Origin of the sequence: Micromonospora sp. C41, assembly GCF_018070485.1 — a bacterium.
In the GTDB taxonomy this organism is placed as follows: domain Bacteria; phylum Actinomycetota; class Actinomycetes; order Mycobacteriales; family Micromonosporaceae; genus Micromonospora; species Micromonospora chalcea.
The window spans coordinates 149,210-164,389 of sequence record NZ_JAGPXP010000015.1 but is presented as its reverse complement, the minus strand read 5'-3'; the positions used below and the strand labels follow the sequence as shown (position 1 = coordinate 164,389).

Annotated in this window: 11 protein-coding genes, 1 tRNA gene and 1 pseudogene; 7 read left to right on the top strand and 6 right to left on the bottom strand. The window is 65.5% G+C overall.

What is annotated here, in order from left to right:
- On the top strand, positions 1 to 113 hold a 113-nt coding region (locus KBX43_RS18150), incomplete at its 5' end, for an SDR family oxidoreductase (protein ID WP_210885818.1).
- Positions 114 to 135: 22 nt separating this feature from the next.
- Here KBX43_RS18150 and KBX43_RS18145 read toward each other — a convergent pair.
- Positions 136 to 567, bottom strand: a complete 432-nt coding sequence (locus KBX43_RS18145) for an SsgA family sporulation/cell division regulator (RefSeq protein WP_007457244.1) — start codon at positions 565 to 567, stop codon at positions 136 to 138.
- 274 nt (positions 568 to 841) lie between these two features.
- Here KBX43_RS18145 and KBX43_RS18140 point away from each other — a divergent pair, with 274 nt between their 5' ends.
- Both KBX43_RS18140 and KBX43_RS18135 read left to right on the top strand, forming a co-directional pair.
- Complete coding sequence (locus KBX43_RS18140; protein WP_210885757.1) at positions 842 to 1,381, top strand: TIGR02611 family protein; 540 nt, start codon at positions 842 to 844, stop codon at positions 1,379 to 1,381.
- A gap of 50 nt (positions 1,382 to 1,431) precedes the next feature.
- Positions 1,432 to 1,503, top strand: a tRNA-Val gene (locus tag KBX43_RS18135).
- A 78-nt stretch (positions 1,504 to 1,581) separates the two neighbouring features.
- On the opposite strand, the pseudogene KBX43_RS18130 reads toward KBX43_RS18135, so the two are convergent.
- The 4 genes and pseudogenes from KBX43_RS18130 to KBX43_RS18115 form a co-directional block, all read right to left on the bottom strand.
- Positions 1,582 to 2,794 (bottom strand): annotated as a pseudogene (locus KBX43_RS18130) (tyrosine-type recombinase/integrase).
- Positions 2,794 to 2,991 (bottom strand): excisionase family DNA-binding protein, encoded by a 198-nt coding sequence (locus KBX43_RS18125; protein WP_210885754.1) that lies wholly within the window; start codon positions 2,989 to 2,991, stop codon positions 2,794 to 2,796. The pseudogene KBX43_RS18130 and the gene KBX43_RS18125 overlap by 1 nt, the downstream one beginning before the upstream one ends.
- Positions 2,988 to 4,610, bottom strand: a complete 1,623-nt coding sequence (locus tag KBX43_RS18120) for a replication initiator (protein WP_247677488.1) — start codon at positions 4,608 to 4,610, stop codon at positions 2,988 to 2,990. Before KBX43_RS18120 ends, KBX43_RS18125 begins: the two co-directional genes overlap by 4 nt.
- Before the next feature lie 563 nt (positions 4,611 to 5,173).
- Positions 5,174 to 5,536 carry a nuclear transport factor 2 family protein gene (locus tag KBX43_RS18115; protein WP_210885751.1) on the bottom strand — a complete coding sequence of 121 codons (363 nt, stop codon included), beginning with the start codon at positions 5,534 to 5,536 and terminating at the stop codon, positions 5,174 to 5,176.
- 729 nt (positions 5,537 to 6,265) lie between these two features.
- Between KBX43_RS18115 and KBX43_RS18110 the strand changes: the two genes are divergently transcribed.
- The 4 genes from KBX43_RS18110 to KBX43_RS18095 are packed head-to-tail and all read left to right on the top strand — an operon-like array spanning position 6,266 to position 14,040.
- Positions 6,266 to 8,539 carry a class I SAM-dependent DNA methyltransferase gene (locus KBX43_RS18110; RefSeq protein WP_210885749.1) on the top strand — a complete coding sequence of 758 codons (2,274 nt, stop codon included), beginning with the start codon at positions 6,266 to 6,268 and terminating at the stop codon, positions 8,537 to 8,539.
- A complete protein-coding gene (locus KBX43_RS18105; RefSeq protein ID WP_210885744.1) occupies positions 8,532 to 9,920 on the top strand; it encodes a restriction endonuclease subunit S in 1,389 nt (462 codons plus the stop codon). The genes KBX43_RS18110 and KBX43_RS18105 overlap by 8 nt, the downstream gene beginning before the upstream one ends.
- A 5-nt stretch (positions 9,921 to 9,925) precedes the next feature.
- On the top strand, positions 9,926 to 12,895 hold the full coding sequence (locus tag KBX43_RS18100) for a type I restriction endonuclease subunit R (RefSeq protein WP_210885741.1): 2,970 nt from the start codon (positions 9,926 to 9,928) through the stop codon (positions 12,893 to 12,895).
- A gap of 20 nt (positions 12,896 to 12,915) precedes the next feature.
- Entirely contained in the window at positions 12,916 to 14,040 is a 1,125-nt protein-coding gene (locus KBX43_RS18095; RefSeq protein ID WP_210885726.1) for a winged helix-turn-helix domain-containing protein, read from the top strand.
- A gap of 601 nt (positions 14,041 to 14,641) precedes the next feature.
- Here KBX43_RS18095 and KBX43_RS18090 read toward each other — a convergent pair.
- The gene (locus KBX43_RS18090) at positions 14,642 to 14,881 is read right to left on the bottom strand and encodes a GntR family transcriptional regulator (protein WP_210885724.1); all 240 of its coding nucleotides are present in this window, start codon (positions 14,879 to 14,881) and stop codon (positions 14,642 to 14,644) included.
- Between the last annotated feature and the right edge of the window lie 299 nt (positions 14,882 to 15,180).

Below are 15,180 nucleotides of genomic sequence, written 5' to 3'. Positions count from 1 at the left end.
TCGGACGGCCCGAGGACATGGCGGGCACGGCGATCTACCTGGCGTCGCGCGCCGGCGCGTACCTGACCGGCGCGGTCATCCCGGTCGACGGCGGAATCACCACGCGCGGCTGAGGCGTACCCCGGTGTTGCCGTGTCAGCGACCGGCGAGCAGCCGGTTCACCGCGGTGTCGACGTCCAGGTGCTCGGCCTCACGGCCGCGCGGGACGACGACGTAGGTCCGGCGCAGGAAGCGCACCAGCACGCTGCGCGGAACCTCGAACAGGGCGTTGCCGTCCGGGGACGACAGCGCGAGCGCGACGAAGTCGCCGCGCGGTGTGGCCCACGGCCAGACCCGCACATCACCGATGCCGGCCGGCTCGTCGAGCCCGGTGACCAGCAGTTCGCGTGCGAACGACCAGCTCACCGCCTCGCCGCCGGCGGACTCGGCGTGAAACAGGACATGGACCGCATACGGGTCAGCAGGGTCGTAACGCAGACTGGCACGCACCGGCAAGGCGGTGGCGTCAGGCGCGACGAGCCTTAGCGACGTCTCGACCTCTACGGTCGTCGGTCGGATGACACTCATGGACGTTCTCCCCCCGGCACCGCTGCGGAACGCGCGTGTCCCGCTTTTCCCATACTCAGGTGCTGCTCCTGGCTACGCTCCGCCATACGCTGACTTCACTCAGTGGTGGGAAGGGGTGCGGAAAGCCCTCGGGAACCACTCGGCCCCGCGTAGAATTTCCGGTTCCGCCCACTCCGTCGTCCCGCCCGGCAACGGGTGGTTCAGTCGTCGACTTACTCCGGTAACGTCCAGTCGTCAGCAGGAGTGACGGTCCCGCGCGACACTGGGGGTGGAAATGGTCACGGGGGGCGGGTCGGTGACGTCGCGGACCAGGGAAGATTCGCCGAAAGGTGCGGCCCGAGCAGCCGAAAGTCGGGGGTACGAGGTGCCTGTGGAAGGGCGGTCGCGAGGCGCTCTCGTGGAGCAGCGCCGGCGCCGACGTGGCTGGCGGCTGCGCCTGCACACCACCCTCGAACTCATCCGCGCCAACCCCACCGGCCGTGTCGCCCTGAAGATCTTCATCGGCATCCTCGGCGCGATCGTGGTCACCGTCGGCATCGCGCTGATCCCGCTGCCCGGGCCCGGCTGGCTGCTGGTCATCGCCGGCCTCGGCGTCTGGGCCGTCGAGTTCCACTGGGCGCGACGGCTGCTCGCGTTCACCCGCCGGCACGTCAACTCGTGGACGCAATGGGTGAAGCGGCAGTCACTGGGAGTGCGGTTCGTGTTGGGCGCGGTCGGGCTCGTGTTCGTGTCCGTGGTGGTGTGGCTGTCGCTCAAGTACAGCCTCGGCATCGACGTGGTGGCGCAGGCGCTGCACTACCTCGCGACGCACTGAGGGCCGGTTTTTGGTCCGGGCTCTCGATCGGGTAGAGTCATGCGCGCTGAGGGCGATTAGCTCAGCGGGAGAGCGCTTCGTTCACACCGAAGAGGTCACTGGTTCGATCCCAGTATCGCCCACGCAGGTCAAAGGCCACTTCCCGGCTTCGGGAGGTGGCCTTTCTGCTGTCGTACAGCAGCTTTGTACAGCAGTTCTCGTCAGCGGCTCAGCGAGTCGCCGAGGCGCTTGAGTGCTTCTCTCGTCTTTGTCGATGAGACCTGCGTGTAGATCTCCATCGTCACCGAGAAGCGGGCGTGCCTCAGCACCTGCATGGCGACTCTGGGGTGGACGTCGAGGTCGGCCAGGAGCGTGGCGCAGGTTCTTCTGGCGTCGTGGACGGTGATCGGCGTGACGTTCGCCTTGTCGCATCGCGTCTGCCCAGGAGCGCTGGAAGTTGCGCGGCTCCATCGGGGTGCCGAAGCGGGTGGTGAAGACGAGTCCGCTTTCGTGCCACGCCTTGCCGGCGGCTGCTCTCGCCTCGTCGCGTTGCTCGCTCCGCAGTTTCAGGGCCGTGAGGCAGATGTCGGGCAGGGGGAGGGTGGCGTCGGACGCCTGGGTCTTGGTGTCGCGGTGCAGGAGCTGCCCGCGTACGCGTTGGAGCTGGCGGCCGATGGTCAGTTCTCCGGCGTCGAGGTCGACGTCCTCCCAGGTGAGTCCCAGCGCTTCGCCCTTGCGGAGACCCGTGACGAGGACCAGGGCGTAGGCGGCGTAGAGCGGATCGTCGTCGGCTCTCGCGGACTCCAGGAACTTCCGTGCCTCGTCGCTCGACCAGGACCTACCCCGACGGCGGCGGACCGTGGCGAGGGTGACCGGCACGGCGGGGTTCTTGGTGATGAGGTCTTCGGCCCGGGCGTGGGCCCGCAGCGCGGCCCGGATGTCGCTGACCGTCCGCGTCGACGGGACGGCCTGGCAGCAGCGGCCGACCGCGCAGCAGCGGCGCTTGTGCTTGGGGCTGGCTGCGTCCTTGCCCTGGGCGCAGCACTGGCAGCTGCGGGCGACCTGGTTGATCCAGGTCTGCACGTCGCGTGACTGGAGCCGGTCGAGCCGCTTCGCGCCGAGGCCGGGGGTGATGTAGAGGCGGACGAACGTTTCGTAGGTGGCGTAGGTCAGGGGTGCCCGGTTCGGCTGGATGATCTCGGCCAGCCAGTAGGTCAGGAAGCTGCCCACCGTGGGGACACTGGTCGCCACCGGCCCCTGCTTCGCCTGCTGGTGCAGCTTGATCCACTTGTCGTGGACGGCTTCGCGGGTCTTGCCGTAGACGTACTTGCGGGTGCGCCGGCCGTCAGGCTTGGTGACCCAGACGTAGGCGGCGAAGCCGTTGCGGTAGGGGAAGATGGAGCCTTCGCCGTTGGCTCGGGCGCGTCCGGGCATCAGGCGGCCTCCTGGCGTTCGACCTGTTCGCGGATGTAGTCGTCGACCCATTCGGGGAGGATGCGGCGGTACTTGCCGTCCTTGATGGAGCGCAGCTCGCCGGTGGCGATCTTCATCTTGATCTTGGAGACGCCGAAGCCGAGCAGGACGGCAACCTCGGCGGGCGAGTACCAACGCGGGGTGAGGTGTCTGCTCATGCGGCGGCTCCGACGAGCCAGGCTTCGTGGGCGAGTTCTTCCCGGCCGATGCGTCTGCTCTCGCGTCGCTGCCTTGCGGCGGTGTTGGCTAGGAATGCGTCGCCTTCGGTGAGCCAACCGGTGCCGATGTAGGTGAGGGTGGCGACGGTGAGGGTGTCGTCGGGTTGGTCGTCTTCGGTGCGGCGGTAGGTAGCGCGGGTTTCGCGGAGTTGGCCGAAGGTGACGGAGTAGCGGCGGGCTTTGGTGAGGAAGTGGCCGCCGTAGCCGAGCATGTGTGCCCAGCGGCGCAGTCCGGCGTAGGCGTTCGGTTTGGTGTCAAGGCTGTCTTGACGGTGGTCGGTGGTTGTGGCGCCGCTGGTTGTGTCGGTGTGGGTGGGGCGGCCGAGGTGCCAGCAGGCGTCGATGAGGCGGGCGACGTGGTCGCCTTCAGGGTCGGCGTAGTCGTCGATGGTGGTCGGGGTGAGTCGGGTGGAGCTGTGGCCGGTGGCTTCGGTGGCCTTGGTGGCGTACTTGGCGAGGTAGGCGGCGACCTTGCCGTCGGTCAACTCGCCGTCGCTGCTATTGATGCGTCTGACGTCGACCTGCTCGCCCCAGGCGATCAGCCAGCCTTGCGGCCGGTCCGGGTGCGGCGGCGTGGTGACGGAGATCTGCCGGGAGGCGGCGTGGATCGCTTCTTCCAGGTCGTCGACGGTGATGCCGGCCGGTGGCGGTACGAGCGCGTCCGGGTCGTTGGGGTCGATGCCGTCGAGGCGTAGCAGGGCGTGGAAGTGCACGGCGGCCCGGCGCTGCATCTCGGCGACCTTTCCGTGCGACACGCGCACGGGCGGCACCCAGCGGACCTTGCCGGAGGCGGTGACGATGCCGACCTTGGGGACGCCGCGTTGGCGGCAGCGCGCGGCGACGTGGCGGTCGATGGCCTGCTTGGTGCGTCGCCACAGCTCGCCGGAGAAGTAGTTCCAGACGACCTGGTGGGCGTGGTCGTAGCAGTCGAGGCACAGCGGCTGGCCCAGGCGCGGATCGTCTGCGTCGTGGCGGGCGAAGCACGCCGCGGGCTGCCCATGCCGGCAGGTGCCGGCGGCCCTACGGGCGAGGCAGGGAGCGGGGCGGCAGTCGCAGCGATGCCGGCTACGGCAGGTGTGACGTGGGACGTGGCGGTGGTGGACCGGGCCGAAGGACGGGGCGGTGAAGGTGGCGAAGACGACCGGGTGTCGGCCGACCGAGGCGGGGACGCCCTTGCCGCCGGTCAGGCCGCGACAGACGACTTGGTAGGCGTCGCCCTGGTAGACCCAGGCGCAGTCCGGGCACGCCCCTTCGCGGCGGTTGCCGCACGCCTTGTAGAGCGTCCGATCGGGCAGCTCGTCGGTGTGCTGCTCGCTCAGGACTCGGCCGGTGTCGCGGTCGACGGCGGTGATGGTGCCGGTGAGGCGGATCGGGCGGGAGCAGCCGCCGGCGGGGCGGGTGTGCTCCAGCCAGCCGGAGAACTCCGGTGTGGCGGCGCGGTGCAGGGCCTGGGCGTCACGGCCGGAGGCGAGGCCGGGGCGGTAGGTGGTGAAGATGGCTGTCTCCTCGTGCGGGGGTGTCAGGGACGGGAGACGAGGCACCACCAGCCGTGGACGCATGTCCGCTGGTGGTGTTCGTCGTGTCTCCTGGCACCGCCGAGAGGGCGGCTGACGCCGGAGGGCGGAATCGTGGTTGCACCACTTCCCGCTGATTGGTCATGTCCTTTCACGCTCGTGGACTTGGCAATTGAGGGCCGGCACGGGCGGGGAGCCTGGGATATCAGCATCCGGCGGGTTGCCGCAGGCTGCCCCCACCCGTGGAGATCAGCGAATCCGGGCCACCGTGGACGGCAGGAAAGACCGTGCTGGGCCGGTTAATCGGATTCAGGGGACCGGCATAGCGGCCGGTGCGATCGAGAGCCGACGGGACGTGGCCCGCATCAGCGGCAGGAAGGCCGCTCGGCATCTCCGACATCGAGTCCAGCGGTCCGGCGGGAAGGCCGCGCTGGTGTGCTCGACGAGCGTCAGAGTAGCACCGGGTACCGACACGTCAACCCGCCGGGATCTCCCAGGCCGGTATGAGACGGCCAGCCGCCGGGCTGTCCTCAGTCGGATGACGGGCGACAGTCGTCCGCCACCTGACCTGCGACGTTCACGGGATCACGGCACCTCGGATGTGCTCGTCACACGCCGGCAAGAGAGCTGAACTGGATGCCGGCCAGGCGCCAGCCATCGGGCAACTCGATCCAGGTTTGGCTGACGCGGACGGTCAAGGCCATGTCTTGCCCGCGCCAGGTCGAGCGGCTGCGCTGCACGCACCGCACGATGGCCGCGTGAGCGTAGAGGGACACCTCTACTTCGCCACTCTCCAGGCTGGTGTAGGCAAACTCGGCGAACTTGCCGATCCACTGTGCCTTGTCAAGCACATAGCCTTGCTCACCGATGGACCGAAAGTCGTCGGCCAGCAATGCGTTGAGCGCATCGGTGTCGGCCCGCAGCTCGGCCTCGTCGAAGGCGCGTTGGAGCCGATGAACGTCGGAGACCACGGTCAGATCCTGCCCGACCGTCCGCTCCGGTGGAAGCCGACCCCGCAAGAGCCAGCGGAAGACAGGTCGGCTGCCAGCCGGTGTGGGAGGACTTTCTGTACGTCTATCAAGGCGGCCCTTGACGGGCCGCACGCACCGCCGCCTGGGCGCGCGCCGGCCGCTGCCGCTGTCGCTCTGCGGCCGTCACGCCTGACGCCCGGCGGCTGGCGCGGAGAGCGGGGAGCCCGGAGGGCCGCCGCAGAACGACAGGGGCGTTGACGGTGAGGTGGTGGGCCGGCAGCCGGCCGGGCCGCGCGCCAGAACCGCGCGGCGTGAGAAAGCGGACGGCGGCCACGTCGGCGAGCTGGCGGCGGTCGCGGGGTTGCGGTTAGGGCGCCTCCGGCGGGGGCGCTCCGGCTCCAGGATGGCCGAAGATCGTCGGCAGCCGCCGGGTCCGTGGGTGGTTGCGGTGGCCCATCCCGCCTGCCATCGACCCGGACAAGCCGAGCAGACCACCGCCCAACCCGCCAGCGTCCGAACGAGCCGTCAAGGTCCGCTTGACATGGCGGGCCGGGCGGCGCCCCGCTCCCCAGGAGGGCGGGTCGACGGCAGACGGGATGGCGGGGATCGCGACCCTATGTGACGAGTAAAGGGTCCCTCGATGGATGACGAGGACGGCTTTTTCGGGAGCAACCCATCGTCTAGCATCGTAAGACTTGCTCCCCTTCACCCGACGGAGATTGCCGCCCCATGACGAACGCCGAGGTTGCCTGGATCGCACACTTCATCTGGGGCATCGCCGACGACGTCCTGCGGGACTTGTACGTTCGGGGGAAGTACCGCGACGTCATCCTTCCAATGATCGTGCTTCGCCGCCTCGATGCGGTCCTTGAGCCGAACAAGGTTGAAGTGCTGGCGATGAAGGAGAACCTGGACACGAAGGGGATCGTGAACCAGGAGGCGGCGCTGAAGGTGGCAGCCAAGCAGCCCTTCTACAACACGTCGAGGTTTTCTCTGCGAGACCTCCGCAGCCGAACGGACCAGCGGCAGCTGAAGGCCGATTTCGAGGACTACCTCGAGGGGTTTTCCAGCAACGTCCAGGACATCCTCACGAGTTTCGAGTTCCGCAACCAGGTGCCCCGCCTGTCCAAGTCGGACGCCCTCGGCACGCTGATTGAGAAGTTCCTTGACCCGAACCTGAAGCTGAGCTCCCTCGACAACCACGCCATGGGATCGGTATTCGAGGAGCTGGTGCGCCGGTTCAACGAGGAGAACAACGAGGAGGCTGGCGAGCACTGGACCCCCCGGGACGCTGTGAAGCTCATGGCCAATCTCATCTTTCGGCCGATCGCTGACCAGATCACCGACGGCACGTACCTGCTTTACGATGCGGCGGCCGGGACCGGTGGGATGCTCACCGTCGCCGAGGCCACCTTGACCGAGCTGGCCGAGGAGCGCGGCAAGCGAGTCTCGACCCACCTGTACGGCCAGGAGATCAACGCCGAGACGTACGCCATCTGCAAGGCGGACCTACTCCTGTCCGGCGAAGGCGAGAACGCAGACAACATCGTCGGCGGGCCCGAGCACTCCACGCTCTCGAACGACGCGTTCAAGGGCCGGAAGTTCGACTTCATGCTCTCAAATCCGCCCTACGGCAAGTCGTGGAAGACGGACCTTGAGCGCATGGGCGGCAAGGGCGGGATCACGGACCGGCGATTCACTGTCGATCATGCGGGTGACCCGGCGTTCTCGCTGATCACCCGCTCCAACGATGGTCAGATGCTCTTTCTCGCCAACATGATCTCGAAGATGAAGCACGACTCCACGCTCGGGAGCCGTATCGCAGAGGTCCATTCCGGGTCATCGCTGTTCACCGGAGACGCAGGACAAGGTGAATCAAACGTTCGGCGCTGGATCCTCGAGAATGACTGGCTCGAGGCGATCATCCAGCTGCCGCTGAACATGTTCTATAACACCGGCATCGCCACCTACATCTGGGTGCTGTCCAATCGGAAGCCCGAGCAGCGCAGGGGCAAGGTGCAGCTGATCGACGCCAGCGGATGGTTTTCCCCGCTGCGACGGAACCTCGGCCAGAAGAACTGTGAGCTCTCGGACGCTGACACCGAGCGCATCGTCGAGACATTCCTCGCGTTCGAGGAGACAGAGCAGTCGAAGATTTTTGACAACGCCTACTTCGGCTACCGCAAGGTGAGGGTCGAGCGTCCCCTGCGGCTGCGCAGCCAATGCTCCCCGGAGCTCGTCGAGCAGCTGCGCTTCGCCTCCGGTGATCAGGCGCTGCGCTCCGAGCTGCACGACCAGTTCGGCGACCAGCTCTTCGACGGCTTCGCAAAGGTCAGGACGGTGGTCGAGGAGTACCTGGATGGCGGCAGCGACGACGAGGACGAGGACGCCGAGCCGCGAGTAAAGCCAGCGGTGCGCAAGCGACTGCTCGACGAGAAGCGCTGGGCCCGCGACAAGCGCCTCCATGCCCTGGGCGAGCGACTCGCCGAGGAGCTCGGAGCCGAGGTGTTCGACGACCATAACGAGTTTGCCTTGCGCGTGAATGCCGCCCTGACCGGCTGGGGTGAGAAGCTTGGCGCGGCAGACAGGAAGACCCTCCTCCGAGGCCTTTCGTGGCGAGACGAGCAGGCGCCACCGGTCGTCAAGAAGGTGTCGAAGGGAGTCAAGGCGGTCTCGGACCCGCTGCACGGCAGATTCGAGGTGGAGGTCGAGGGGAAGCCGACAGTGATGGAGTACGAGGCTGACCCTGAGCTGTCGGACTTCGAGCAGGTGCCCCTGCTCGAACCAGGCGGTGTCGCTGCCTTCATCGCTAGGGAAGTCATGCCGTACGCGCCGGACGCGTGGGTCGACGAGAAGTCCGAGAGCAAGATCGGCTACGAGATCTCCTTCACCCGCCACTTCTACAAGCCCGCCACGCTGCGGCCTCTCAGTGAGATCGAGGCCGACATTCGCAAGCTCCTTGTCGAGAGCGACGGGCTCGTCGAGCGAGCGCTGGATGCCTGAGATGGCGGCGATCAAAGGCAGTCACGAGATCCGGTGGCCGACCATGCCCCTGCGCCGGGTCGCGGAGGTCCGCAACAGCAACGTCGACAAGCTCTCACACCCCGGCGAGGTTCCAGTCAGGCTGTGCAACTACGTCGACGTCTATCGCAACGACCTCATCACCGGTCGGATCGAGTTCATGCGCGCGACTGCGACCGCGGAGGAAGTTGCAAAGTTCAAGCTGCGCCGAGGCGACGTGCTGATCACGAAGGACAGCGAGCTCTGGACTGACATCGGCGTCCCGGCAATCGTTAAGGTCGAAGCGGACGACCTTGTATGCGGCTACCACCTGACGATGCTGCGAGCCCGACAGCAGCTCATGTGGCCCGGATATCTTGCCCGTGCACTGCGTGTTCCAGAGGTGGCAGTGCAGCTGCACCTGGCCGCGAAGGGCGTCACGCGGTTCGGCCTGACCCAGCAAGGCATCAAGTCCGCGCTTGTGCCGGTCCCGCCGCTGGACGTCCAGCAGGCGATCACTCGGTACCTGGACCACCTCGACCTTCGGGTCGGACGAGCGGTTAACAAGAAGCACCAGCTCGTTCAGCTTCTGGACGAGCGACGGCGGGTCGTAAGCCAGGAACTGGTCACTCGGGGGCTTCAGCATCCCAGCGAAAGCCGCGCTTCCGGGGTCGACTGGCTGGGCGAGGTTCCAGCGCACTGGGACGTGCGGCCAGCAAAGTGGTTCTACCGCGAGGTGAATGAGCGCTCGCAGCGGGGCGACGAGCAACTCATGTCCGTCTCCCACCTCACCGGCGTGACCCCGCGCGCCTCCAAGAACGTCACCATGTTTATGGCCGCGTCATACGCTGGCCACAAACTCTGTCGGCCAGGCGATCTGGTGATCAACACCATGTGGGCCTGGATGGGTGCCCTTGGTGTGGCGGCCGACACTGGAATCATCAGTCCAGCTTACGGCGTTTACCGGCCCCTACCTGGCAGCTCTCTCCACCCGGCCTACGCCGACCTCCTGCTTCGCACGCGCCCTTATATCGACGAGTACACGTGCCGCTCTACCGGCATTCGCTCGTCACGCTTGCGGCTCTACCCAGACCGCTTCCTCACCGTCCCGATCGTCTGCCCGCCGGGAGAGGAGCAGCAGGAGATTGTCCTGCGCGTCGCTGACGCTACGCGCGATCTCAACGCTGCCATTGCCGCAACCATGCGCGAGATCGAGCTTCTCCAAGAGTATCGGGCCCGCCTCATTGCTGACGTCGTCACCGGCCGTCGGGACGTGCGGGCCCAGGCGGCGTCGTTACCTGATGTCGACCCCGAGGAGTTGGACGCTGTCCTCGCGGCAGCATCCACTGACGACAATGATATAGACGAGGACGACAGGGAGTAGTGGGGATGCCGGCAGACACGTCCGAGAAGGGGCTAGAGACCATCCTCGTCGAGGGCCTATGCGCCCACGGGTGGATGCACGGAAAGTCTGCCGACTACTCGCCGGCGTTCGGCCTAGATCTGGTCCAACTCCGCAGCTTCCTCGAGGACACCCAGCCTGCGCTGGCAGGTGTGCTGGACCTCGATCCGTCCAGCCCCGCCGGGCTAAAGACGCTATCGCGTATCCAGGGCGCTATCACCAAGCGCGGCGTCATCGACGTCCTGCGCAACGGCATCCAGCATGGCCCGCACGAAATTACCCTCTTCTACGGCACCCCGTCGAGGGGAAACGCCAAGAGTGCCGGGCTGTTCGCAAAGAACCGGTTCACCGTCACCCGGCAGCTGCACTACTCGGAGGACGAGACCAAGCTCGCCCTTGACGTCGGCCTGTTCATCAACGGTTTGCCCATCAGCACGTTTGAGCTGAAGAACAGTCTGACCAAGCAGACCGTCGCCGACGCCGTCGAGCAGTACAAGCGCGACCGCGATCCGAAGGAGCTTATCTTCGGGTTCAAGCGAACCCTCGCTCACTTCGCCGTCGACGACGCCGAGGTTGAGTTCTGCACGAATCTCGCCGCCAAGCCGCCCTGGTTCCTGCCGTTCAACCGCGGGTTCAACGACGGCGCCGGCAACCCGCCGAATCCAAACGGTCTGAAGACCGCCTACCTGTGGGAGGAGATCCTCACCCCGGCGAGCCTCACCAAGATCATTGAGGCGTACGCGCAGGTGATCGAGGAGGTTGACGAGACGACCGGGAAGAAGTCGATCAAGCAGCTCTTCCCTCGCTTCCACCAGCTCGACGTCGTCCGCAAGCTGCTTGCCGACGCTGGGAAGTATGGCGCTGGACGCCGCTACCTGATTCAGCACTCAACAGGCAGCGGCAAGTCGAACTCAATTGCCTGGCTCGCCCATCAGCTGATCCGCGTCGAGGACCCGAAGGTTGAGATCAAGCCGGTGTTCGACTCAATCATCGTGGTCACCGACCGGCGGGTCCTCGACCGGCAGATCCGCGACACGATCAAGCAGTTCGCTCAGGTCGGCGCCACTGTCGGCCACGCCGAGCACTCCTCGGACCTGCGGGACATGATTGAGGCTGGCAAGAAGATCATTATCACGACGGTCCAGAAGTTCCCGTTTATTCTCGCTGAGATCGGTGACAAGCACCGCGAGCGCAACTTCGCCATCATCATCGATGAGGCCCACTCCAGCCAGGGTGGCAGAACCGCGTCGGCGGTGTCGAAGGCTCTGGCCGCCAAGAAGGCGCTGGCAACCAAGGTGGACGACGACGGGTCCGGCGAAGGCGACGACGACCCCGTCCAAGACCTCATCAACGAGGCGATGGAGGCACGAAGGATGCTGCCGAACGCCTCCTACTTCGCCTTCACAGCTACGCCCAAGAACAAGACGCTCGAGATGTTCGGCGATGCCTACGTCGAGGACGGCAAGACGAAGCACAAGCCCTTCCACACCTACACGATGAAGCAGGCCATCGAGGAGCGGTTCATCCTCGACGTTCTCAAGTGCTACACACCCGTCCAGAGCTATTACCGGCTCGTCAAGACAGTGGCGGGCGACCCGGAGTTCGACACGAAGCGTGCCACGAAGAAGCTGCGGGCCTACGTCGAGGGTAACCAGACGGCCATCGCGAAGAAGGCCCAAATCATGGTCGACCACTTCCTCGAGCAGGTCATCGCGCTGCAGAAGGTCGGTGGCGAGGCCCGCGCAATGATCGTCACCGGCAACATCATGCGGGCGATCGAGTACTTCTATGCGATCGGGGAGTACCTGGAGAAGCTTGGCAGCCAGTACAAGGCGATCGTGGCGTTCTCCGGGGAACACGAGTACGCCGGCGAGATGGTGAACGAGGCGAAGCTCAACCGGTTTCCGTCTGCGGACATCGCCGAGCGAATCCGTAGGGAGCCGTACCGCTTCCTCGTCTGTGCCGACAAGTTCCAGACGGGCTACGACGAGCCGCTGCTACACAGCATGTACGTCGACAAGAAGCTGTCGGGCGTCAAGGCAGTCCAGACGTTGTCGCGCCTGAACCGGGCGCACCCGAAGAAGCACGACGTATTCGTACTCGACTTTCAGAACGATGTCGAGACGATATGCAAGTCGTTCGAGTCTTTCTATCGGACCACGGTCCTTTCGGACGAGACCGACGCCAACAAGCTTCACGACCTCAAGGCCACCCTCGACGGACATCAGGTTTACGACCAGGACGAGATCGATGCCCTCGTCACAAAGTATCTCACTGAAGCGCCTCGTGACGAGCTCGACCCGATCCTCGATGTCTGTGTCGCCCGGTATAACACGGACCTAGACGAGGACGCGCAGGTCGAGTTCAAGGGCGATGCCAAGAGCTTTGCCCGCACCTACGACTTCCTCGCGTCGATCCTGCCGTACTCCAACGCAGCCTGGGAGAAGCTGTCGATCTTCCTCAACTTCCTCGTCCCAAAGCTTCCCGCGCCGAAGGAGGACGATCTCTCCAAGGGGATCCTCGAGGCGATCGACATGGACAGCTACCGTGTCGAGAAGCAGGCTGCGGTGCGCCTTCTCCTCCCGGACGCTGACGCCGAGATCGATCCTGTTCCGGCCAGTGGTGTTGGGCGCAAGCCCGAGCCCGAACTCGACAGGCTGTCGAACATACTCAAGACCTTCAACGACCTGTTCGGCAACATCGCCTGGACCGACGAGGACCGGATCCGGAAGTTGATCACGAAAGATATCCCCGAGAAGGTCAACTCGGACCCGGCCTATCAGGCTGCCAAGAACAACTCCGACAAGCAAAATGCCCGGATCGAGCACGACAAGGCCCTTGAGAAGGTCATCCTCAACCTCATAGCGGACGACACCGAACTCTTCAAGCAGTTCATGGACAACCCGGAATTCAAGAGATGGCTCGCCGAAACTACCTTCGGTATCACCTACTCATAGCCGCTTCTACGAGATCTCACATGATTGACGTTGACGAACTCGCTACGTGGATTTTGGTTGCCGTAGGTGAGCTTGGTGGCACCGCTAAGAGGGCTGACGTTCTTCGCCTTATGGAACGGCTACTTGGAAGCCGCCTGAAGACCGACGATCTTGCTTTACGTCCGAGCGGTCAGGCCATCGTCTGGAAGAACAAAGCATCTTTTGCGCGGAACCAGCTAATCGAGCAGGGTTTGCTCCATTCAATGGAGATTTCCGGCCACGGTATCTGGTCGTTGACGTCCAGCGGAGCGCGAGAATCCTCCTCGCTGCGGTCGCGTCGGATTCCGGCGCTTTGCCCGACCTTCCGGTCGATAGCCACTGACGTGATATGGCGCACCCAAGTGGGACGCTCGGTGGGGCTGGTGCCTGGCGAGACGACTTTCACGGACAACGCCCTGCTTCATTTGGCGATCAGCCACCCTGCGGACATTGCGATTCAGCGATTCACCTCCAAACGGGAAGCGGAGACCGGGGCGGACTGGGAGTGGTGGATCCGCGACCTGCATGGATATGTGGGATTCCGTACCCAGGCAAAGCGTGCCCATCCAAGGACAGGCCGCATTGGCCTCGACCAGCGCGCGGCGCCATCCGTATCCTCCGGCTACCAAGTTGAGGTTTTCGTCGAGCGGTGCGTCGCTGATGGCATCGCCGGCCTGTACTGCGTCTACAGCGACGGCCAGCCTGCGTGGAGACCGGACCTCCCCGCAGCCGGCCCGTGCCCGCACGGGCCAGTCGATATTGGCCAATGGGGATGTACATTCGTGCTGGCCGAAACGGCCCTGCGGCTAGCGTTTGAGAGATGTTTGGATGTCGAGACGGTTCTGGCTGCCGGAACCCCCTGGTACCACTTAGTCTGTCATCACCCCGTCACCGGCTTAACCCCCGGCATCCACCATCTCTTCTCAGGATTGAAAACAGCCGAAATGGCTGTTAGGGATGGGGCCGAAGATGGCTTGGACCGACAGTACTCAATACCTCCACCCGCTACCCAGCCGCCAGGTCAGGTGGAGGCGTACTTCCTTCGTGAACTTCGCGCCCTGCAGCCATGGTCTGATCTGGCTGGCGTTGTGATGATCGACGCCACTGAGGAAGGCCGCCGAGTGTAAGCGCACCGGAAGATGCCTGCTGGCACTGGCTGAGTACGGCGACCAGGCCGGGCCGGAGATCCGATCCCCGCCAGGGGGAGCCGGGTCGCCGTACAGCACGCAAGTACAGCAACCCACGCTACCGTCGCAGCCCTCGACAGCCCCGACGAGGCTCGCAACGTGCGTACTGGACCATCAGCAACCGCCTCGCCGGCAATCCCTAGGTTCAGGACATCCGCGACGATCGGGACCAGGACCAGAAGCAGGGACGCACGGGCCAGCCGTCGTCAGGCGGAGTCAGCAACGAGTCAGCAACGAGCGCGCCACGCGACGATGCCGGTCGGAAAGGAGCGACAATGCCGCCGAGCGTGAGCGCGTAGGAGGGCACCTGTTGGCGCCGGCTGACAACCACGATCAGCTCCCCCCGACGGGGTCGGCACGGGTTGCCGGCGGAACGGCGGCTGTCGACAGCAACGCTGACAGCAACGGCGCCGGACGGCAGCAGTCTGACGAGCACTGGCACGGACGAAGCTCCGAGCGTGCAGCCGTTGCCGGACGGGTGCGGACGCGACGCACAGAGCTTACAAGCGAGGGGTTCAGGCGGCTAGCTGACCTTGGGCGATTATTCGGCGACGAAGACGCCCACGCCGGGCAGCGTCTCGGTCATCCCCTTGATCCGTAGCACCTGCATGGCGCGGTCGATTACCGGCTCGGTAACCCCGTAGTGCTCGATCAACTCTCGACGGCTGGGCAGCTTGGCGCCCGGCGGGAACTCGCCGGAGGCGATGCGCTCGACGAGGTCGTCGGCAATCTGCTCGTAGCGGTAACGCGGTGGCACGGTGTTCCCCTCGGTTGGCAACACGAGTAGACCACCTACGTCAGCCCTTGACTACCCAACGGTACCTATGGGAGGTTGCCGAGGAGGTCGATTCCCTCGGTTGGCGCTGTGGGCCGTCCTCGCCGGCGTGGGTGCCCGACGCATCCCCCGTGATCGGGCATCCACGCCTCCGGACACCTGCGGCACGAGGAGGCGGCAGTGCTCCCTTCCGATCCCCTGACGCGGCGAAGAGTCGCCCCAACGGCTCCGGCGAGCCGATGAAGCGCGTCTCGTACGACAAGTACGTCTTGGCGGTGGCGCTCACCCTCGCCCGCCGTCATCGG